We start from the raw sequence: 22086 nt of genomic DNA on the forward strand, positions 1-22086 counted from the left end.
TATTCTATGCAATTATTACCTACACATAATAAATTTATTATAACTATCAATAAAGCATTATTTTCATCGCAGAGATTACCTTGGACGATTATTAGTTTTGGTATCTTAGTACGCTTGGTGCAATACTTGTATAATCGTTCGCTATGGAATGATGAAGCAGCACTTGCGCTTAATATTGTGAATCGTTCCTACACTGAGTTACTCAAACCACTAGATTACGATCAAGCTGCACCTCTTGGTTTTCTCTTTGTAGAAAAGTTAGCAATACAGTTATTTGGTGGTAGCGAGTATTCTTTAAGATTATTTCCTTTCTTATCAGCAATTATCTCGTTATTTCTTTTCTATCGATTAGCTCAACGCTGCTTACAACCTTTTGCCGTATGGATTTCATTAGCACTTTTTTCTAGCTTGCACATCATAGTTTACTATGCTACAGAAGTCAAACAGTACTCTAGCGATGTAGCGATCGCAATACTTGCTTGTTTACTTTTTATTGATTTGTCCCAAAGCAAGCTCAATTATATACAAGTTGTAACATACGGTATTTTAGGCGGAACTTTAATTTGGTTTTCGCATTCGGTTGTATTTATTTTAGCTGGTCTTGCACTAAGTCAATTGCTATTGACTTTCCTCCATCAAGAAGTGACTAAACTTCTAAAACTTTTAGGAGTTTACTTAGTTTGGGCTACTAGTTTTAGTATTTTTTATTTTGTTAGTCTTCAATCTCTAGCTAATCAAACAGATTTATTTAATTCTTGGGCAAGTCGTAGTACTTTTCCGAAATCTTTCACTGATTTTTTGTGGCTACTAACAACTTTTTGGAAATTTTTCCATAAACCTTTAGGCTTTCCAGATGTATTTTTAGGGATTGCAATATTAACATTTTTTCTAGGTTGTACGTCTTTGATTAAAACAGACTCAAGAATTTTATTAATATTTGTATCTCCTATCATTGTAACTTTTTTTGCTACTTACCTACATCTCTATCCGTTTGATGGTAGACTCGTCTTATTTCTTACACCTTTTTTTATTCTTTTAATTGGTGAAGGCGCAGCAGCAATTAAGTATACAAAGCTTTCCCAAAAAGCCAAGATAGGTACTTTGATTTTGATATTACTGCTTGTTCCACCAATAGGAACTGCTGGATATTTGATTGTTAGACCGTATGAAAAACAAGAAATTCGACCAGTAATGGCTTACATAAAAGAACATCAACAACAGAAGGATACCATCTATGTATATCAACGCGCAGAATTTCAATTTAAATATTATGTTAACAAATTTGGTTATCAAGCCGAAGATTATATCTTGGGTATAGACGATTTAGATAAACAAGATGGGCAGGGTATTTCAGATAATGAATGGCAAAGATACACTAAAGATTTAGATAGGTTACGTGGGAAGCCAAGAGTGTGGATTGTATTTTCTCACGTGCGTAGTTGGGCACAGGAAAAAGAACGAGTAACGGCATATCTTGATACCTTTGGTAGCCAACTTGATGCCTTTGAAACAAAAGGTTCTTATGTCTATTTGTACAATCTTAGTTAACCCATATTATTACATTGAATATAATCACCAATTCACAAACATAAAATATTTTTCTTATTCAAATCTAATTAACTAAACATTTCTTTGCTTATGGTAACTTTGCGCCGACAAAAGCTTGTGACTGCTCCAAAAATTAAATTCAACCGTAGAGTAGTATTTTGGTTCAGTCTCAGTTTGACTTTTGCTATAATTTATAGTCTCTTAGGTCTAAGAATAGGCTTTAGTAGTTATTATGTTGTCCAAGACGATGCCCGTCAGCACGTATTTTGGATGCGACGTTTTTTAGATCCTGGCTTATTTCCTAATGATTTATTAGCGGATTACTTTCAATCAGTCGCACCGTTAGGCTATACAAACTTATATCGTTTCTTTGCAACAACGGGCATTGATCCTATGTTGCTCAATAAATTTATACCAACAATATTAGGCGTTATTACAACAGGATTTTGTTTTGGTACTTGCCTACAAATCTTTCCTATACCTCTAGCAGGATTTCTCACAACTTTATTATTAAATCAGTATTTATGGCTACGCGACGATTTAGTTTCTGGTACAGCAGTCGCTTTTTTCTATCCTCTATTTACTGGCTTCTTATTCTATTTGTTACGTCGTAATTTATTGCTCGTCTGTGTGGCGATCGCACTTCTAGGCTTATTCTATCCCCAGGGCGTCTTTATCTGTGCAGGAATTTTAGTTTTACAATTGGTTCGTTGGCAGCATCGCAGGATAATATTTACCCAGAATCGACGTGACTATTTATTTTGTGCGATCGCTTTAGGCGTAGCTTTTCTCGTTTTATCTGTTTATGCGTTAAAGTCTTCAGAGTATGGTCCTGTGATTATACCTGCTGAAGCAAGAACTTTACCAGAGTTTAGATCGACAGGCTTGAGTCAGTTTTTTGTTGATATTCCACAACACTTCTGGTTTACTGGACAGCGTAGCGGCATGATGCCCAAGTATGGAACGATCTTACCCATTGTGGCAACGCTGCTGTTATTACCGATGTTGCTTTTCCCTAAAGTATTTCCGTTGATAAAACAGCTAACTTCTCAAGGTTGGCTTTTGGTACAAATTACCTTAGCATCGTTAGGGATGTTTTTTGTTGCTCATGCTTTATTATTTCGCTTACATCTGCCGACGAGATATACTGAGCATAGTTTGAGAATTGTGACAGCGATCGCAGGTGGAATTGCGATCGCCATATTATTAGACGGTTTATTACATTGGGCTGCGCATACTAAACAAAATACCAAACAGTATCAGTGGTTAGCTTTAGGAATAGCAACTTTATTATTGACTGCTGTTATCATCTCACCAGCTTTTCTAGAAAAGTTTCCCAAAACAGATTACGTTATCGGCAAATTTCCAGCTTTGTATGAGTTTTTTGCGCAGCAGCCAAAAGATATTCTCATTGCTTCTTTAACCGAGGAAACTGCGAATATTCCTTCGTTTTCGCAACGTTCTATTTTAGTAGGTGGCGTAGGATTTCCTGTTCCCTATCATAAGGGTTACTATGCACAAATTCGACAACGAACGAATGATTTAATTGCTGCACAATACAGCCCTGATTTGCAACAAGTACGAAGTTTCATTCAGAAATACGATATAGATTACTGGTTAATCGAAGCTTCAGCCTGGCATCCAGTATATATCACACGCAGTCGGTGGATTAGACAGTACGATGCGGCAAATCAAGCAATTAGTTTCTTACATCAAGGAAAAATTCCTGCATTAGCAAATGAAGTTAAGCGCTGTTCAGTATTTGAAACAGGTGATTTTGTAGTGTTACAGGCTTCATGTATTGGTACAAAGGGTTAGGTTAGTACCCAACCCCATAATTTGAATTTAAAGCGGACGATAAACGCGATAGTTGATTTTGGGGAAAATATTATCCATCGACTCGACTTTTTCTAGCCAACCGCTATCGATTTTACCGATGTTGATGTCTTCGTAGAGTTTATTGAAACGCATCAAGTGCGATCGCGTCCGGCGCACCGCATACGGAACCATTGTTCCCGTCCGCATAATAAACGCCCAGTCTGAGGATTGCGCTAATAATACTTCTCTTGCGGCTTGGTTTAGCGCCCGCCATTCTAATTCATCTACGGGTTCGCGCCGCGATAATTCGATCATGCGTTCAGCGGCTTTGTGCAAATGCGGGTAAATCCAGGCATTTGTTTCATTTAACCAATATTCGTGGAATCCTTTATAACCCCAACTCGATTGCGAAGGCTTGCAGATTTGCTGTGTGGGGTTGACGCGTAAATAATCTGCTAAGTGCGTCATCTGATACGTTCCTTGGTCATACCACGATTTACGGAATAAGTAATCGATGAACCACGGACCTTCATACCACCAGTGACCGAATAATTCTGCATCATAGGGAGAAACAATGATGGGCGATCGCTGCATTATTCCATACAAATGCTCGACTTGGCGTTCGCGGTTATACATAAAATTGCCCGCGTGTTCTGCGGCTTTTTCTCGCGCCCAGTAAGGATCGTAAAGCGCTTTATCAGATAGTCCTAAACCGCGTCCAGTAATTTTATGATATTTAATACCCGTGTTTTTCCGCTGTCCATTGGGCATGATGTAGGGCTTGATATATTCGTAATCAGCCTCCCATCCCAAGTCTTTATAAAACTCGCGGTACTCTGCTGCACCAGGATAACCGACTTCTGATGACCAAACTTGCTGCGAAGATTCGTGATCGCGTCCAAACGCCGCAACACCCGTTTCTGTAAATATAGGTGCGTAACTGCCAAAACGAGGACGCGGACGCGCGTACAAAATACCGTGTCCATCTGTCAAGAAGTAACGCAAGCCTGCATCCGCAAGCATTCGCTCTAAACCTTCATAATACGCACATTCGGGTAGCCATATGCCTCTAGGCGCACAACCAAACGTTTGTTCGTAGTGTTCGCAAGCAACTTGAATTTGCGCCCACACAGCTTGAGGATACATCTTCATCAACGGCAAATAGCCATGCGTTGCACCACAGGTAATAATTTCTAAGTTATTAGTGTCTTGAAATTGCTTAAATGCGGTGACGAGATCGCCTTTGTACCGTTCCCATAAATTGCGGGCGTTATTAAATTCTGTGGCGTAGTGTTCAGCAAGATAGCGAATGTGTCCGTTGTGCTTGTTGTATTCGACTTCGAGTTCTGCTAATTCTTCTAGCTTGGCTAAATGCTGATCGTAGCGTTCTTGCAACAGCGAATCTTGCAACATCGACACCAACGGCGGTGTCATACTCATCGTAATTTTGAAGTCGATCCCGTCTTGCTTAAGTCCTTCAAAGACTTGCAGTAGAGGAATGTACGTTTCTGTGATGGCTTCATAAAGCCACTCTTCTTCAAGTACGTAATCGCTTTCGGGATGACGAACAAACGGGAGATGAGCGTGGAGGACAAGGGCAACGTAGCCAATAGCCATAGTAATCTAAAAATTATGGGTTAAGGAACAGACCAGTAAGCGGGAGAACGTCAGGATGTTCTAAGAATTTTATGTCGAAATGGGGACGCGTAGAAGTCCTGTTTTACCCTAAAGCGTTGATGTTAGGATGAAATAATTTCCATCGCGATCGCACTTGAAAGCTAAAGGAACCAGCGTAGGAACTAAAGCAATGCAAAAAGAAGTCAGTATTTTTTGTAGGTTCAGAGCATAAAAACGTTTGGTAATGAAAACTGCTGTCAGCAATTCATTGCAAGTATCTCAGCGCCGGCGGCGATCGCTTTTTACCGTAGCTGTTGTCACAAGTACGCTACTCACTTCATTTTCAGTAGAAATCTTAAATGCTGCAACACCATTCACTGTGCAATTAGCACAAAAAACTGTATCACCTGCTACAACTTTGAGGATTGAAGACTTACCCGCAGGTTTTGAAGAAATTCCTTCAGCTTTTAAACCACAACTTGCAGCTTACTTAAGTAATTTTGTACCACTTTTAACAAAACAAAATCTGCAAATTAACGATTATTTTGTGTACGTCAACCGCGACACATTAGAAGTTGTCTCAGGTTTTACAACAACAATCCCTAATCAACCACTGAGTTTACTACGCTTTGATGCAAATCTGCGACAAGTTGAACAACCACAATACTGGCAACAGTTATTTACTAAATTACAACCGCAAATTGGCGTAGCTGCTAGACTTCTCGAACACCAACCGAATCGCTTGAATGTTGGTAACTCTTCCGCAGGCGCGACGCTAGCAATTGGTGCATTGAATCAAAAAGCGCAAGTTGATGTCGGTAGCTTTCGGCGGGGTAATGTGGGTGTATTCACCGCAGTTATGTCTTTAAATCGCACGACACCACAAGCATCACTGCAAGATTTGGCGACTAAATTAGATAATCGAATTGTACAAGCGACGGCGAATAGCACGGGTCAGAGGTCAGAGATCAGGGGTAAAAGCGAGTTATGATATCATCTCCAGTTAAATAGCTTTTCTTTGTGGCTAGTTACTTGTGACGGGTGACTAGTTACCATCAATGGATTTAAATATGATGCCTTCGATTGCAATCGCCCAAAAATCTACTTTGCTGCTAGCGAAGATGCGATCGCAGATAGATGTTTTATACCTAGAATTTCGGCTACAAGGGAGAGTGAAGTCGATTTAAATCATACACTTACTCATGCAAGATAAATCTCAACAACGGTCACCGGCGTCTGATGCATCGGATGTTGAAGTGACGATTCTCCCGCCAAAAACCGAAAACAAAGCTCCGAATCCACCTACACAACCAAATACCACAGACGATTCACCATCTTTCTTTGATTTCTTTGCCAAAACCGTTGGTGATGTCACAGTAGCAGTTGCCACTACCGCAGCCCAAACAGGGTTATCGCTAGCACAAACTGCTGTGGAAGTCGGTGAAGCCGCCGCGAAACAAACGCACGATCTCATTGCGCAAGCAACGCAGACTGCGGGCGAAGCGGTTAACTTTGTTGGCGATAATTGGATAGTACAGCGCTTTTCGCGCGTGCTTAATCTGCAATGGTTAGTCGGCGCAACCGATAACGTCGATCTTGAAAAAGCTACCGAGGAAGTCAGAAAGCTACAACAACAGTATCCTAACGAGTCACCTAGCGAAATTGCACATCGCATCATGGTGGAAAAGGCAACGTATGCAGGTGGCATAGGTTTAGCAAGTAGTATCTTACCAGGGGCAGCTTTAGCACTGCTTGCGGTTGATTTAGCTGCAACGACACGCCTACAAGCAGAAATGGTTTATCAAATTGCAGCGGCGTATGGACTTGATTTAAAAGAACCCGCGCGCAAAGGCGAAGTACTGGCGATTTTTGGCTTAGCATTAGGGGGTGGGCGTTTGTTACGTACCGCAGGTTTAGGCTTACTACGGAATATTCCCTTTGCTGGGGCAATGATTGGTTCAAGTTCTAATGCGGCGATTATGTATTCTGTCGGATATGCAGCGTGTCGCTTTTATGAAGCGAAGTTAGATCAAAATACTTCGATTGATTCTGAGGAAACGCTTGCAGAGATCACAAAACAAAGCGATCGCTATGCTGAAACGGCGATCGCTCAAGAAGCTGTTATGGATCAAGTTCTGGTACACATGATCCTTGCAAGTCACCCAGAAAAATCGTGGGAAGAGATTCTCCCCGAATTAAAAAACCTCAACTTCAGCGAGTCTTCGTTAGCAAGCATTGGCAATAATATTAAATCACCTCAACCGTTAGACACTCTCCTCAATCAACTCAATCGTGATTTTGCGATTCCTTTACTAGCCCAGTGTTATAGAATTGCGCAAAAAGACCGCATTATTACGCCCGAAGCAGCACGCATTATGGAAGCGATCGCCGACAAATTCGATCTTGACTTAAACTCAATTCAGTCAAAGGTAGAGTCTCAAGGTTAACTTAATGTCGTTCGACTTAACGCAATATCCTTATGCTGCATCGCGACGCGTGATTTTAGGGAAAAATTATGCCGCCAGTACCAGTCAACCATTAGCAACGCTGGCTGCAATGGAAATGTTTTGGGCTGGTGGTAACGCTGTCGATGCGGCGTTAGCAATGGCGATCGCACTCACAGTCGTCGAACCGACTTCTAATGGCATTGGTGCGGATGCCTTTGCATTAGTTTGGGATGGAAAATTACATGGATTGAATGCTTCTGGCAAAAGCCCGCGATATCTCAAAGTTGATGACATACTACAAATTCCGCTTGCGGGTTGGTTAACCGTCACTGTACCTGGGGCTGTTTCCGCGTGGCGATCGCTGTGGGAAGGTTGGGGAAAATTACCATTTGAGCAATTGTTTGTACCGGCGATCCGCTATGCTGAACAAGGTTTTCCGGTATCTCCCGAAACTGCGCGAGCCTGGCAAGCTGCATCAAATCTTTTAGCACTCAACGCCTCAGAATTTCAACCGTTCAAACAAGTCTTTTTTCCAGGCGATCGCGCCCCGCGTGCAGGTGAAATATGGGGAAGCATTGCTCACGCGCAAACACTACGCGAAATTGCTGAAACTGGTGGAGAAAGTTTCTATCGTGGAAATTTAGCGCTGAAAATTGCAAATTTTGCCGCCGATACAGGAGGAATGCTAACACAAGAAGATTTAGCACAGCATCAACCCGACTGGGTGCAACCCATTTCGACAAATTATCGCGATTTAACCGTTTGGGAAATTCCCCCAAATACGCAAGGAATTGCCGCATTGATGGCGTTGAATATTCTGGAAGGTTTTGATTTATCGCGTTATCCACGCGAGTCGGTGGAAAGCTATCATCTGCAAATTGAAGCGATGAAACTTGCGTTTGCAGATGTTCACGCGCACGTCGGCGATCCTGAATTTATGCAAGTAACAAGCGATCGCCTTTTAGATAAAACTTACGCCGCACAGCGACGCGAGTTAATTAGCAACCACGCGCTATTCGCACAACCTAATCTACCCAAAGGCGGAACCGTCTATCTTGCAGCCGCCGATCGCGACTTGATGGTGTCTTTCATCCAGTCAAACTACATGGGCTTTGGTAGTGGAATTCTTGTTCCTGAAACAGGCATTGCATTACAAAATCGCGGTTCAGGCTTTACGCTACAAACCGGACACCCAAATCAAATTGCACCTGCAAAACGTCCTTTTCATACAATTATTCCAGGCTTCCTCACGCAAGACAACAATCCCTTAGGACCATTCGGCGTCATGGGAGGACATATGCAACCGCAAGGACATCTGCAAGTTGTCGTTAACCTAGCTGATTATGACATGAATCCGCAAGCAACTTTAGACGCACCCCGCTGGCAATTTACGACAGGGAAAACAGTGTTACTCGAACCAACCGTACCGCATTCAGTTGCACTCGCATTAGGCGATCGCGGACATGATATTCAAATTATCGCCGAGCGGCGTAACTTTGGCAAAGGTCAAATCATCTTACGGCAAGGAGAAACCTTAATCGCAGCTTCTGAACCGCGTGCCGATGGTATTGCCTTAGCGGGTTAGAGTTTTTTCGAGTAACTTGACACTCGCATAAATGGCGTCAATGTAGGGAGTTGGGGTTTGCGTTAATTTTCCAAGTTCGGCAACAGCACCGACAATGGCATCAACTTCAGTTGGACGCTGTGCTTCAATGTCTTGTAGCATCGAGGTTTTGTGCGCGCCGACTTTTTCTGCGCCTTCGATGCGTTGCTCAAGCGAAATGCCAAACTCTACACCCAGTTTCTCGGCGATCGCCTGCGCTTCAAGCATCATATTTTTTGCCAGGAGGCGCGTTAAGGAATATTGACAAATCTCTTCTAATGTGCATCTTGTTAACGCACTAATCGGGTTAAACGCTAAATTTCCCCACAGTTTCACCCACAACTCATTCCGAATCTGGTTGCGGACAGGCGCTTTGATTCCTGCTTGACGGAAACTTTGCGAGAGTTGTTGAATGCGAGAAGTTTTTGTACCATCAAGTTCGCCTAAAGAAAAGCGATCGCCCTCGATATGTTGTACGATACCAGGCGCGACAATTTCCGCTGCTGGATACACGACACAGCCAATCACGCGATCAACAGGAATGTGTGCTTCTACGATTCCTTGCGGATCGACCGACTGAATTTGATAATCGGCATAGGGACTTTCAAGCTTGCGAAAATACCACCAAGGAATGCCATTCTGTGCAGTCACGACGATTGTTTCCGCACTATACAATGCAGGTAAATTAGGCGCAACACCTGGTACACTCTGTGCTTTCAATGCCAAAATAACAACATCTTGCGTACCCGCACTTGAAATATCTTGTGTTGCAACGACATCTTTAATCAACTCTGCTGTACCATCTGCATTGCGTAGCGTTAAACCTTGTTGTTGAATTGCTTGCAGATGCGCGCCGCGTGCAATTAACGTAACTTGTTCGCCAGCTAGCGCCAATTTAGCCCCGATGTATCCCCCGATCGCACCTGCACCAACAATACAAATTTTCATAACCGCTTACACTAATTCTCTAACTAAGAACTACAATTAATACCCCCTCTGCTTCCTCTGCTTTATAGAAACTTTAAAGCAAAACAGTATTATTCACCCAATATTCAGCAACTTTGCCATATTCAACCGTTGCAATTTACCCGTTGCGCCTCTGGGTAACTCTTCTAGAATATGCAATTGACGGGGAACTTTAAATTCTGCGAGAAGTTCTGAGCAATGTTTGCGTAATTCCTGTTCGCTAACAGTACTATCTTTCAAAACCACTGCCGCGTGGATATCTTCACCTAAAGTTTTGTGGGGAACTGCAAATGTCAGTGCTTCTGCAACCGCCGCATGACGCAGTAAAACATTATCAACTTCTAAAGGAGAAATTTTCTCTCCGCCTCGGTTAATCAACTCTTTGATGCGCCCAGTCAAAGAAAGATAGCCATCACGATCAATTACACCTTGATCGCCGGTATGAAACCAACCCTGGGTAAACGCTTTAGCATTGGCTTCAGGATTATTTTCATAACCATCCACAACATTAGCACCTTTAACAACAACCTCGCCCAACTGTCCGTTTTCTAATAAATTACCTGCTTCATCCATAATCCCGACTTCCACGCCGAACCCGTACCCTACACTACCAGCTTTGCGCGTACCAGGAGGTAGAGGATTGGAAGTCATTTGGTGCGATGCTTCGGTCATGCTATATGCTTCTAGTACCGGAACATGAAACGTCGCTTCGAGGCGTTCTAACACCACTGGAGGTAGCGAGGAACTACTCGAACGAATAAATCGTAAACGACTTTTAGCGATCGCCTCTTGATTGCGTTCGGCGCGGGCGAGTAGCAGTTGATGCATTGTTGGTACGGCTGAGTACCACGTCGGTTGAAACTCGCTAAAAATCCGCCAAAACTCCATTGCATTAAACCCATTTGGGCAAATCACAGTTCCCCCTGATGCTAAAGTTGATAGCATCGAGGCGACAATTCCATGAACGTGAAACAGCGGCATAATACACAAAGCGCGATCGCTTCCACTCAAGTTATAAGTGCCAATAATATTCCGCGCCGAAGCCGCCAGATGACGATGTTTAATTGGTACGCGCTTCGGGCGACTTGTCGTCCCACTCGTATGCAGAATCATGGCGACATCTTCTGATTCAGCTTGTTCAATCGTTTGCGGTGGATATTCTTTTCCCTGAATCTTGTGTAAAGACAACGTACCATCAGAATTTGGCGTCGCTTGAATAAGCATCATCTCAGGAGTTACCGCCGCTTGCGCCGCCGCAATTCCATCACCAAGAACAATCAGCGCGATCGCTTGCGTGTCTTCGTAATAAAACGCAAATTCCTCTTGTTTATATTTAGGATTCAACGGCGCGGCTGTACCGCACGTTGCCGCAGCCAGGTAAGTTAAAATCATTTCTGAACCATTCGGCATTGCGATCGCAATTCGCGATCCGCGTTTAATTCCCAAGTGATTCAACTGTGCGGCGAGTTCGACAATTTGCTGACGTAGTTGCTGATAAGTCAAACTTGGTTTATCCGGTGCAACAATTGCTGGGCGATCGTCTTCTCCAATAAGTAGATCGAGTAGTGTTGCTGATTTGTGAGTAAGTGAAGTCATAAGATCATCTCAAGTTACAGCCGCTGCTGTGGCGATCGTTTCCGATACGTGAGTAGTAGTAGCACTCTGAGGAACTACACGACAGCATTCAGCAGGAATTGCTAGATACATCTGTTCGCTGATTTGGTGACGGACATGAGGAGAAGTTACCACGCTCAAAACAATATTGCTGTTATCTAAGCGCACAGTATACTCGCGAAATTCTCCATAATAGTTGTGGTGTTCCACCCAAGCACTAAAACAGTTCATACCTGGATTGTCCGTCGGGCAATAAACTGGGTCCATGATAATCGAGTGAGGACGTACGCTTAATGCGACTGCTTGACCAGGATAAACTCCTGGGGCATAGTTTTTCGCTGTAATTAATGCGCCTCCCACATCTACTTGTCCCGAAGCTAACAAAGTACCAGGAAGCACGTTACAACGTCCAATAAACCGCGCCACAAACTCGGTTGCTGGACTTTCATAAATCTCTTCGGGAGTGCCTACTTGTTGAATAGTACCTTCATACATCACAACAATTCGGTCTGCAAGCACCAACGCTTCTCCTTGATCGTGAGTAACATACACCGTTGTGAGTTTGAGTTGATCGTGGAGATTGCGGATTTCATTGCGCATTTCATCTCGCAAGCTTGCATCTAAGTTAGACAGTGGCTCATCTAAGAGCAAAATCTGTGGTTCCACAACAATCGCGCGTGCTAGGGCGACGCGCTGCTGTTGCCCTCCTGACAGTTCTGAGGGATAACGATTAGCAAATCTAGTTAAGTGTACAATTTCCAAGGCTCGGTTTACGCGCGCGCGTAGCTGTTCGCGTCCTACATGACGCAACTCGAGTCCAAATGCTACATTTTCAAACACCGTTTTATGCGGCCAAATCGCGTAACTTTGAAAAATCATTGACATGTTGCGCTTCTCTGGCGGCACAGTTTTTTGTGGAGAAGAAACGATGCGATCGCCTACTAAGATTCGTCCCTCATCGGGAAACACGAAACCTGCTAGCATTCGCAATGTTGTTGTTTTACCACAACCCGAAGGACCTAACAAAGCAATCAACTCGCCATCGGCTACATTCAGATCGATATGGTCAACTGCGCAGCTATTTTGAAAGTATTTGGTTAAATTGTCGATTGTAATGCTTGCCATAGAATTTTTGATTTGAGTGTTCTAGCCTTTTTCGAGCATGAAATCGCGTCCCAGGAACTTGTAAGTAATACCTATTGTGGTGAAGATAATTGCGAGCATCACGATTCCTAATGCGGCTACACGTTCGTAGCTGCCTTCTGTTACCAATTGAAATAAAGCAGTGGAAATGACTTGCGTGTTATTTGTGTAGAGTAGAATCGCACAACTTAGCTCGCGCACCGATAAGATGAACACGAGAAGCCAGCCGCTGATTAAACCGCGCTGTACCAAAGGTACAGTAATCTTATGTACTGTTGTTGCCTGAGTTGCGCCGAGATTACGCGCCGCGAGTTCCAACTCAGGATTGATACTTGTGAAAATATTACCAGCGTTAGAAAAGGCGATCGGTAAAAATCGTGTTGTAAAAGCAATAATCAAAATTGCTGCTGAGCCATACAGTACTAACGGCGGGCGCGAGTAAGCAGAAAAAATCCCAACAGCAATCACAATTCCAGGAATTGCTAAAGGTAGCATTGGGAGAAAGCCTAATACTCTATAAAACCGTACCAATTTGCGATTAACGATGTAAGCTATCACAATGCCAACTAACATCGCAAACGTCGCTGCGCCAGCAGCATAAATGAGCGTATTTTGGATCGCGCCTGAGGTAAAAGGCTGCTTAAACAACACATCTTCAAACCAGGCAAGTGTCAAGTTAGAAGCATCCAGTGGGCGTCCCCAAGACTTTGATAGCGCAGTACGCAATAGAACGTAAACCGGTAAAAACAGCGATAGCGTAGCAACAAGTAAGCAAAAAGCTAGAAACGCCCATTTCCAGTATCCCAAGTTAATCAAACGTTTTCGTCCAGCTTTCCCCGTCAGCGTAGTGTAGCCCTTGCGCGCCAGCAGACGACGTTGCAATAACAGTAAAGCTGCGGTGATAACAACCAAACATATCGAAAAAGCTGAAGCTAGTTCAACATTAGAAGGATATTGAAACTGCTGCCAGATTTCGGTTGTTACAATATTAATCCGCGCTGGAATCAGTATTAGCGTAGGAGAACCAAAAAGCGCGATCGCTTCTAAAAAGGACAAAATAAAGCCGGAAATAATCGCTGGTAATACAAGTGGTAAAGTGATGCGAAATGTTGTTGCAAATGTACCCGCTCCCAACACTGTCGCCGCATCTTCTAATTCTGAAGAAACAAACTCCAGCGCCGAACTCACCATCAAAAATACATATTGAAAGCTGTAGATTCCTACTACAAAAATTGCACCCAACATTGTATAAACATCAAGCGGTCCTTTTTCTATCCCAGTCAGTTCGATAAAAACCCGATTGAGCCAACCTGATGTCGGAGCAGCTAATAAAATCCACGCAATTCCACCCAAAAAGGTAGGCACCGAAAATGCCCCCAGCAACAAGACGCGCATGAGTCCTCGTAACGGCATATTTGTCCGAGTAGTTGCCCAAGCGAGAGGAACTCCAATCAAAACACTGAGAACTCCGGTTCCTGTTGCTAGCATCAACGAGTTGAGCGCCGCCTCGCGAAAGCGTGGGTTTGTCAATACCTCAATGTAATTGCTGAGAGTGAACCCACCTTCATTGACTTGCATGAAGCTACGCAAGACTAACCAATAGCTTGGCAAGCCAATCAACACTAGCAAAATAACAATGAAGCCAATCCAGAAAACGAAAGAAAAGTCATATTTTCCAAGCCAACGGTTTAAAAACCGCTGTGGGCTAACAATTAATCTTGCGATACCAGTTTGAGTTGTCAAAATTTTTCCTCCGTTGCTTTAAGCACCGAATACATCACGCCACTTCCTAATCACGTCAGGGATATTGCGTTGAATTTCCGCTGAAGTAGGAACTGTAGGTTGCATATCTTTAAGCGTTTTCGCACCAGCAATGGAAACATCAGCTGTGAGCGGTTGCTCGTAATACTTGGCAATTAGCTCTGAATACTCTTTCGTCGTTAAAAAATTCATAAATAGCTTGGCGGCATTCGGATGAGGCGCATTTCGTAGTATCCCAATCGGACCCACGACGACAACTGCACCATCAGTAGGGTAAACGACCTCTAGTGGATCGCCTTGAGCTTTACGCGTTAATGTTTGCCCCAGCGTTGCAATTCCAATCGCGCGTTCGCCGGATACAAGAACTGGAATGACATCGTTAATTGAGCGCCCTAGCTTAGGATTAAGTTGATTAAATCTGACAATATACTCGTCCCAACCATACTTTTGCTGCATTGCGATCGCCCAAGTTCCTACTTGTCCACTTGCTGCACCACTACCTGTAGCAATTTGATCTCTATACTGCTCTTGCACTAAATCTTTCCAACTTCTAGGAACATTTGTTGCTGATATTTTTTTGGTGTTGTATGCAATCACAATCGGAATCAAAGCACCCACTTGATAGAAGTTATCAGGATCGAGATTGCGATACGGTTCAGGAATATTTGCTTTATTTACCGGTTCGTATTGTAAGAGTCTTGCCTGATCTTTTAACTGGATCATTTGACTAATGTCAGTCGTTCCAAAAACGTCTGTTACTCTTAAACCAGCTTGGATTTCTTGGTTAATTTTTTGAAACAAAGTAGCAGCAGCATTACGAGTTCCCTCAAAAGTAATTCCTGGATATTTAGCGGTAAACGCCGCACCGATTTCATTAACAATTTCTTGGGTAAAAAAAACAGTATATAGAACAAGCTTTCCTTCCTTTTTTGCAGCTTCGTAAAGGGCTTTCTCATCGCTAGGTGATATAGGAGATTGTTCGGTAACAAGCGAAGCGGATTGATTTCCAGTGTTGGCTGTACATCCCTTTAGCGCGATTAAACTTACCGATGATGTTCCAGTAAAGACAATAAATCTACGTCGAGAAATTCTATTCATTCAACCTCCATGCCAAAGAAATATCCGCAGCTTATTTTTTACTTTCTACAGTATTAACTTTGAAAGACAATACTTAGATAGGTATTAAAATTTATACGCCGTTTAGAAAGGTAACTTTAGATTTTCAGTTCGATTATTAATGAAGTAAGTAAAGTCAATTAAGTTTGAGATGGACTCGGTTGCGCATTCTTATGTTCAGGATATTACAACTTTCTGATTTTTTTTGAATAAAATGTTCACTTTTTTTGTTGATATATATAAGTAAAAGTTTTTGATAAAGTTAATTGCATTAAGATTATAAGTAAAACTTTGCGTAGAATAACAAGGCGCTGAAGATGCTGTGTCAATCCCCAACATCATCAACCGTTTCGCTAGCTGTGAATTAAGCTGACTCCACTGTTATTTGTATTCTCCAAAGTTGACCTGGAGCATGGATGAGTTCTAATTTATAATTAGGATGGTTTTGTAATCTTGCTTGCAATTCTGCATCAGGTCTAAATAAGAAAACTTCACTAAATCGTTTAATAGCGTCAGGAATTTCAGTTTCACTCACCAACAATACACTGACTTTAGGCTCAAGTTCGTAGCTCAGTGAAGTAATACGACTGACTCGCTTTTGACTACTAATAACTAGCGGCTGATTTGCTTGATTAATAATGTCAGCAATATCAGGATTGTAATAACTACTATACTTGTTCCACCAAGTTTCCGCTTGCGCACTCACAATACAAGATACAATTCCACTCGCTAGCGCGATCGCTAAAATAATTTGCCATATTTTCTGCTGCGAATGCTTCAAATAAGTCGCCGTCAAACGGTTAGCAAATAAATAAGCAACAGCTATTTGTATAGCCAGATAACCAGGTAACAAATATCTCGCGATACTAGAGCGTTGTCCGCCAGAAATTACATCTGGTAGCACCAAGCTTATAGTAGTAATGAATAAAAGCGTAACGACAAATGACCAACTTGATGTTGATGTATAATTGCATAAAATATAAAATGCATATACAACTAGCGCTATAAATACAGGAATTACATATAGCAAAATATCATTAGCATTAAATTGAATATCATTGCCTGCTTCAACATCAAAAAATTGAACGTTATTATAGGCGACTTGGATATCAAAAAATAGAGTAGTAAAATTTAATAGCCATCTTTTTATTAAAGTATCAAAACTAATTGCACGGGCTGTCCATTCACCAATACTACTTGCATTAATAAAATATAAAATTATCCAAGGAATTAATGTTACTATTCCAACTAATGAAGCAATAAGATAAGCAAGAAAATTCTTGGTTACGCGAAATTGCTCTTGAAGTAACAAATAAACACCATGCGCAAAAGAAACTAAAATAAATAAAAGATGGGAGTATAAACCTAGAACAACTGTTAAAGCATACATTCCCCAGATTAACTTTGTTTTTTGACGAATAGCGCGTAAAAATGTAATACTAGCTAGTAATGTAGTTACAGTCAGTAAACTATACTGTCTTGCTTCTTGAGCATATAGTACGTGTACTGGAGAAACGGCAACTAAAGCCATTGCGATCCATCCTACAAGTGGCGTAGCAAATAACTCTAAACATAACCAGTAAATGCAGGGAAAGACGAATAAACTAATAACAGCCGCTACACCACGAGTGGCAGCAACAGAACTCCCAAAAACTTGCATTGCTAAACGAGCGATCGCATAATATGCGGGTGTATGTTCGGCATTTGCAGCTAAAGCATTGATTGTATCGAACCAATTTCTTTCCGGCGATAAGCGTTGGAAGACTTGTAAATCTTTAATATTAATAATGCGATCGCTTGGTACTTCATCAACAAATTCGGTTTTTTTGTAACCAACAACGCGCACTGATGTATGCACTTCATCAATCCAATAAACTTTTTTATCGAGATTGACGAATCTAAAAAAAATACCAAGTAATATGACAGCAATTAAAAAACAATGAAGGTAAGGAAGATTATATTTATAACGAGTCATTTATCATTCATATCATTAAGATTGTGTTTGAATACATTGTGCTTGTAGAACAATAAAGTTATCAACTTCAAAAACAGTACATTGGGTGGTAAATTTACTTAAAGCTGGGGCTTGCTGCTGTAGTTGTTGAGATATAGTTGTAGCAAGTGGTTGAAATTGTCTTATCCAGCGATCGCTTGTCACATACGCTGGAGTAAAAGCGTTCTTTTCTAATAGCCAAAAATCAATATTATATTTTTGAATGAATTGCTGCACCTCAGTTAAATCTTGGCTATACTGCGCCTGAATGAGATCGAGCGTACGCTGACGAAATTGACGATAGTATCCCCAATGATAGGGAATAGCATATTCACTGCCAACGAGAATAGACCGCTGAGCAAAAGTAGGTAAATTATTAGCCTCATCTGCTAGCGAAGCAATAATAATATCTGGTGGTTGCTGTTGAAAAAACTGATATAAACTAGGATTATTTCCTACAATATAACCTGTCCATAAAAACTGATTTAATGTGGATGGATAAAATATCAAAACAATAGCAATTACACACGCAAAAGCACGTTTTAAGTAGTCAAGTATCCTTCCACGAGAAGTGCGCGATCGCTGCAAGAGAGTATCGAGTAACAACGTTAAGGCGATCGCGGCGGCGGTTGTCAAGATAATCCGCAAACTATGCTGCGTATAGCGGCTAGGAAGATGCAGTTTAAATATCAGCGCATGGGCAGCGAAAAACATGACCAAAGATGCAAGTATCATCTGTGGTAAGAGAATAATAGTAGGGCGAATTTTAGTTGCTAAAGGAAACTGCGATGGAAACCGTAACATAATTGGTAGCAATAGCCCAGTATAAACTAGTGGTGGCATTAATGCCGAAGTTAACCGCATACCGCTGCGACTCGCATTAAACCAAAACTCCCAAGCATCGTTGATAAAAAAGCTGCTTCTTCCTCCTGGTAAGAATTCAGGTAAAGTTCTTGCAGTCAATGCGGCGATCGTTGGTGCAAATTCACTCGAAGAAAGTGCATAGGGTAAAAGAACTAAAATTGCTACTCCAATTCCGGCGATGCTGATGTATTTTTGACGATTAAAAGCTAGTTGTAATCGCCACCGTCGCCAATGAAAAAACTGAAAAAGCAAAATGAGAATACAAACAAAAATTAATGAGGGATAAAATAATCCTAAAAGTGCGATCGCAACTAAACAAGGTAGCAAAGAACGTTGCAAAAAGTAATAAAGAAATGCTAAAAATAAGGGATAAATAAACGCTTTTGGTGTAGCTGAAATTAAGCCATCTTGCATCCACAAATTTTGATTAAGAAGAATTGCTCCAATAAACCCAGTTATAGGTAGAGGTAATATTTGTAAACAAACACCAAAGCTGTAACTTGCTGTCATTAATCCTAAAATTAGTGGTAAAATTTTACTTAACCACAGCGGATCAATTCCTACAACAGCGAAGCTGCGATATAGAATTGTGTATCCTAGGGGTGCGACTGACTGAAAATAGTCAGCAGTTAAATCATTTGGAAATAATTTCGAGTTTAAAAACCGCCGCATCCAGAAAACGTGTTGTCGCGCATCATCTTGCACTACATACTCACTGCTAAAAGCTTGCTGAAGCGCTAGAATGCCATAAACAGCGGTCAAGACGAGACTTAGACTTAACCAGAATTTAATCTGAATGCTAGACTTAGTGTTCTGCGGTGAGAGAAGTTTATGCAGGTGCGTTAGCATGACCGCGATCGCTGATTAATACACATTGGCATTAGTTAAAGTTGAAGTACAGCGATTGTCTATGAGAATTCTCCTTTCGTCAATAGGAAGACTTTTTGTAACAACTCGGCGTCAAAACTAGCGGTTTACCTTCGCATTCAACAACAATGTTTAGAAAAATTATCTGGTTTAGTCTTGCGGCGATCGCCGTCGTCTTTGTATGGGGAAATTTACTCGTCGATCCAGCGGCGTCACAAGCGCAATCACGCATTAATGCCCTAGAAGTCGATCTTCGCGGTGTGCAATCGCGACTCAACCGTATTGAAGCCCAACTCAATCAATCGCGCGGCGGACAATCACCGCGAACACCATCAACAATTACACCAGCACCACCAGGACCAAGAGCGCAATTGAGCCAAGATCAAACGTTTGATAGATTAGCAACGCTCGTAGTAGAAGTCAAGCAACAAGTTAACAACCTAGAAAAGCGAGTTTCTACTTTAGAAAAACGTCTATAGCTGAGAATCTAGAAGCCTGCTATTTAAGACTCTGCCGATTTTAAAGCGCGATCGAGTATATTCCGCGCTTCTTCGGCTTTGGATCTTGCTTCTTGATAACGCAAATTCACTTGCGCAAAGTTTTTTAATGCTTTGAAGCCTTCTTTGATCCGAGTAATTTCCTCTTCGCTGACAGATTTATCTGTAAACAATACATCAATCGCAGCACGTACAGCCATTGCTTCTTCGCGCGATTCTTGCACTTTGAGCTTAAGCGTAGCAAGATTACTCAAAACTTGTACTGCTTGCGTCACGGCATCTTCATCACTCGTGGTATCTGTGGCTGCTTCTTTTACCTCAATTAACTGTTGAGAACTAAAACCTTCGGCGAGATCAGTAGGTAACTTACCTTCATCCATAAGTTCCATTAGCTGATCCATTGCTTTATCTCGTGCTTTTGCCGAATCTTTGCCAGGAACATTCAGGATAATTTCTGGGCTTTGCGGCAAAGTGTACTTAACCATAAGTCATTCGTTAAATATTATCTAGTACTGCTGAGTTTAATTGTTATGAATACTTGTTTTAGCAAGGTGAGAAACACATTGTAACGTAAGCGATTGTGGCGCGATCGCAAGTTGCAATTTATCAAACAGTTCAACCGCCAAAAGGCAGAACTTTATACTGGTAGATAGGAAGCTGATTTTTGACTGAGGATATCATGGCTCCAAATCCCACAATTATGCAAGCTGTAGAGCAACTAGGCTACCGCGTTACGGTTGGAGATGTTGCTACGCAATCAGGATTAAACGTCAGCTTGGCACAGCAGGGATTATTAATGCTTGCTTCCGAAGCTGGTGGACATATGCAAGTTGCTGAATCAGGTGAAATTGTCTATCAGTTTCCCAAAAATCTCCGCACAGTTTTGCGAAACAAGTTTTGGAGATTACGACTACAAGCTTGGTGGCAAAGAGTTTGGCGTATTTTATTTTACTTGATTCGGATTTCCTTCGGTATTGTTTTGTTACTGTCGATCGCAATTATTTTTCTCAGCATTTTTATTATTATCAGTATGATAAATCGCGATAACGACGATCGCGGCAATCATTCGAGTGGTGGTATGGTGTATATGCCCCACTTTTGGATTGGTCCTAATTGGTATTGGTTTCTTTACCCAGACTACGATACGCGTTACCAACAACGACGCCGCGAAAAAAACGAACTTAATTTTTTAGAAGCGATCTTCTCGTTTTTATTCGGTGATGGCAATCCCAACGCTAACTTAGAAGAACAGCGCTGGCAATCGATCGCAACTGTCATTCGGAATAACTCTGGTGCCGTTGTTGCAGAACAAATTGCGCCGTATCTTGATGATATCGGTTCGGGGTACGCACAAGAGTACGAAGATTATATGTTACCCGTACTCACGCGTTTTAACGGACAACCGGCAGTTAGTCCCCAGGGACAGTTAGTCTATCACTTTCCCGAATTACAAGTCAGTGCAGCGCAACAGCGATCGCGTGCGGTTGCACCGTTCTTACAAGAGTCACTCTGGCGCTTTAGTGCGGCAAGTTCAGGACAAATTGCCTTAGCCGCAGGGTTAGGATTATTAAACTTTGTCGGTGCGGTATTTTTAGGATATTTATTAGCCGATGGCGCGATCGCGGCTGAATTGGGAGGGTTAGTCGCGTTTGCGCAAGGAATTTATTGGTTACTTCTGGGCTACGGTACTGCGTTCTTAGCCGTTCCCCTCGTGCGCTATTTCTGGATCAAAGGGCGGAATCGACGAATTAGCGATCGCAATCGTCAGCGACAACTCAGAGCCGGAACTTTAGCCATTCCTGATGCGACGTTACAACAAAAAATGTCCTATGCGCAACAATTTGGTGCGAATACAGTGATTACTCAGGAAGATTTAATCTACAGTACGGAAACAGATCTGCTAGAACAAGAAGTAGAACGCTCCGACAAACTAGATGCCCAATGGCAACGCCGATTATCACAGTCGCGTGGCGATCAAGAATCGGTGGATAATACAGGAGGAAAATCTTGATGGTAAATCTGTCTACTGTAAGTCAGTGGATGAAAGTAAAGGTCACTAAAAGGTTGGTTATTGGTAACTGGTAATTGATTAAACAGTACCGATTACCCAACAAGTAGATGTTTAGTTATATCCACCTGGTTAGTACATTATTGCTAAATCCTGTAGTTCAATCAAACAATATATTGCGGTAGGATCTACTAAGAATAATTTCCTACATTCATCGGAAAACC

The 22086-nt window shown here is 42.0% G+C and carries 16 protein-coding genes; 7 read left to right on the plus strand and 9 right to left on the minus strand.

What is annotated here, in order from left to right:
- The first annotated feature begins 6 nt into the window (after positions 1-6).
- Together GLO7428_RS21445 and GLO7428_RS21450 are read left to right on the plus strand one after the other, a co-directional pair.
- Positions 7-1548: a glycosyltransferase family 39 protein gene (locus tag GLO7428_RS21445; RefSeq protein WP_015190678.1), complete on the plus strand. Its 1542-nt coding sequence runs from the start codon at positions 7-9 to the stop codon at positions 1546-1548.
- Positions 1549-1722: 174 nt separating this feature from the next.
- Entirely contained in the window at positions 1723-3366 is a 1644-nt protein-coding gene (locus GLO7428_RS21450) for a hypothetical protein (RefSeq protein ID WP_231295515.1), read from the plus strand.
- A gap of 27 nt (positions 3367-3393) precedes the next feature.
- On the opposite strand, the gene GLO7428_RS21455 is transcribed toward GLO7428_RS21450, so the two are convergent.
- Positions 3394-4983, minus strand: a complete 1590-nt coding sequence (locus GLO7428_RS21455; RefSeq protein ID WP_015190680.1) for a glycoside hydrolase family 57 protein — start codon at positions 4981-4983, stop codon at positions 3394-3396.
- A gap of 244 nt (positions 4984-5227) precedes the next feature.
- Here GLO7428_RS21455 and GLO7428_RS21460 point away from each other — a divergent pair, with 244 nt between their 5' ends.
- The 3 genes from GLO7428_RS21460 (at position 5228) to GLO7428_RS21470 (ending at position 9015) form a co-directional block, all read left to right on the plus strand.
- Positions 5228-5974, plus strand: a complete 747-nt coding sequence (locus GLO7428_RS21460; protein ID WP_015190681.1) for a hypothetical protein — start codon at positions 5228-5230, stop codon at positions 5972-5974.
- Between the two features lie 211 nt (positions 5975-6185).
- A complete protein-coding gene (locus GLO7428_RS21465; protein ID WP_015190682.1) occupies positions 6186-7430 on the plus strand; it encodes an EcsC family protein in 1245 nt (414 codons plus the stop codon).
- Between the two features lie 4 nt (positions 7431-7434).
- Positions 7435-9015 (plus strand): gamma-glutamyltransferase family protein, encoded by a 1581-nt coding sequence (locus GLO7428_RS21470; protein ID WP_015190683.1) that lies wholly within the window; start codon positions 7435-7437, stop codon positions 9013-9015.
- Here GLO7428_RS21470 and GLO7428_RS21475 read toward each other — a convergent pair.
- The 7 genes from GLO7428_RS21475 to GLO7428_RS21505 form a co-directional block, all read right to left on the minus strand.
- Positions 9004-9981 carry a 2-dehydropantoate 2-reductase gene (locus GLO7428_RS21475; RefSeq protein WP_015190684.1) on the minus strand — a complete coding sequence of 326 codons (978 nt, stop codon included), beginning with the start codon at positions 9979-9981 and terminating at the stop codon, positions 9004-9006. The genes GLO7428_RS21470 and GLO7428_RS21475 overlap by 12 nt on opposite strands.
- Positions 9982-10074: 93 nt before the next feature.
- The gene (locus GLO7428_RS21480) at positions 10075-11595 is read right to left on the minus strand and encodes an acyl--CoA ligase (protein WP_015190685.1); all 1521 of its coding nucleotides are present in this window, start codon (positions 11593-11595) and stop codon (positions 10075-10077) included.
- A gap of 9 nt (positions 11596-11604) precedes the next feature.
- Positions 11605-12738, minus strand: coding sequence for an ABC transporter ATP-binding protein (locus tag GLO7428_RS21485; RefSeq protein WP_015190686.1), 1134 nt, complete (start codon positions 12736-12738; stop codon positions 11605-11607).
- Positions 12739-12759: 21 nt separating this feature from the next.
- The gene (locus tag GLO7428_RS21490; RefSeq protein WP_015190687.1) at positions 12760-14499 is read right to left on the minus strand and encodes an iron ABC transporter permease; all 1740 of its coding nucleotides are present in this window, start codon (positions 14497-14499) and stop codon (positions 12760-12762) included.
- Between the two features lie 18 nt (positions 14500-14517).
- Positions 14518-15615, minus strand: a complete 1098-nt coding sequence (locus tag GLO7428_RS21495; RefSeq protein WP_015190688.1) for an ABC transporter substrate-binding protein — start codon at positions 15613-15615, stop codon at positions 14518-14520.
- 382 nt (positions 15616-15997) lie between these two features.
- Positions 15998-17608 carry a glycosyltransferase family 39 protein gene (locus GLO7428_RS21500; protein WP_015190689.1) on the minus strand — a complete coding sequence of 537 codons (1611 nt, stop codon included), beginning with the start codon at positions 17606-17608 and terminating at the stop codon, positions 15998-16000.
- A gap of 15 nt (positions 17609-17623) precedes the next feature.
- Positions 17624-19339, minus strand: a complete 1716-nt coding sequence (locus GLO7428_RS21505) for a hypothetical protein (protein ID WP_015190690.1) — start codon at positions 19337-19339, stop codon at positions 17624-17626.
- A 146-nt stretch (positions 19340-19485) separates the two neighbouring features.
- Between GLO7428_RS21505 and GLO7428_RS21510 the strand changes: the two genes are divergently transcribed.
- Positions 19486-19836, plus strand: coding sequence for a hypothetical protein (locus GLO7428_RS21510; RefSeq protein WP_015190691.1), 351 nt, complete (start codon positions 19486-19488; stop codon positions 19834-19836).
- A gap of 23 nt (positions 19837-19859) precedes the next feature.
- Here the strand turns inward: GLO7428_RS21510 and GLO7428_RS21515 are convergent, their stop codons facing one another.
- The gene (locus tag GLO7428_RS21515) at positions 19860-20339 is read right to left on the minus strand and encodes a hypothetical protein (RefSeq protein ID WP_015190692.1); all 480 of its coding nucleotides are present in this window, start codon (positions 20337-20339) and stop codon (positions 19860-19862) included.
- Between the two features lie 194 nt (positions 20340-20533).
- Here GLO7428_RS21515 and GLO7428_RS21520 point away from each other — a divergent pair, with 194 nt between their 5' ends.
- Positions 20534-21865, plus strand: coding sequence for a hypothetical protein (locus GLO7428_RS21520; RefSeq protein ID WP_015190693.1), 1332 nt, complete (start codon positions 20534-20536; stop codon positions 21863-21865).
- Positions 21866-22086: the final 221 nt, after the last annotated feature.

Source organism: Gloeocapsa sp. PCC 7428 (assembly GCF_000317555.1).
GTDB lineage: Bacteria > Cyanobacteriota > Cyanobacteriia > Cyanobacteriales > Chroococcidiopsidaceae > Chroogloeocystis.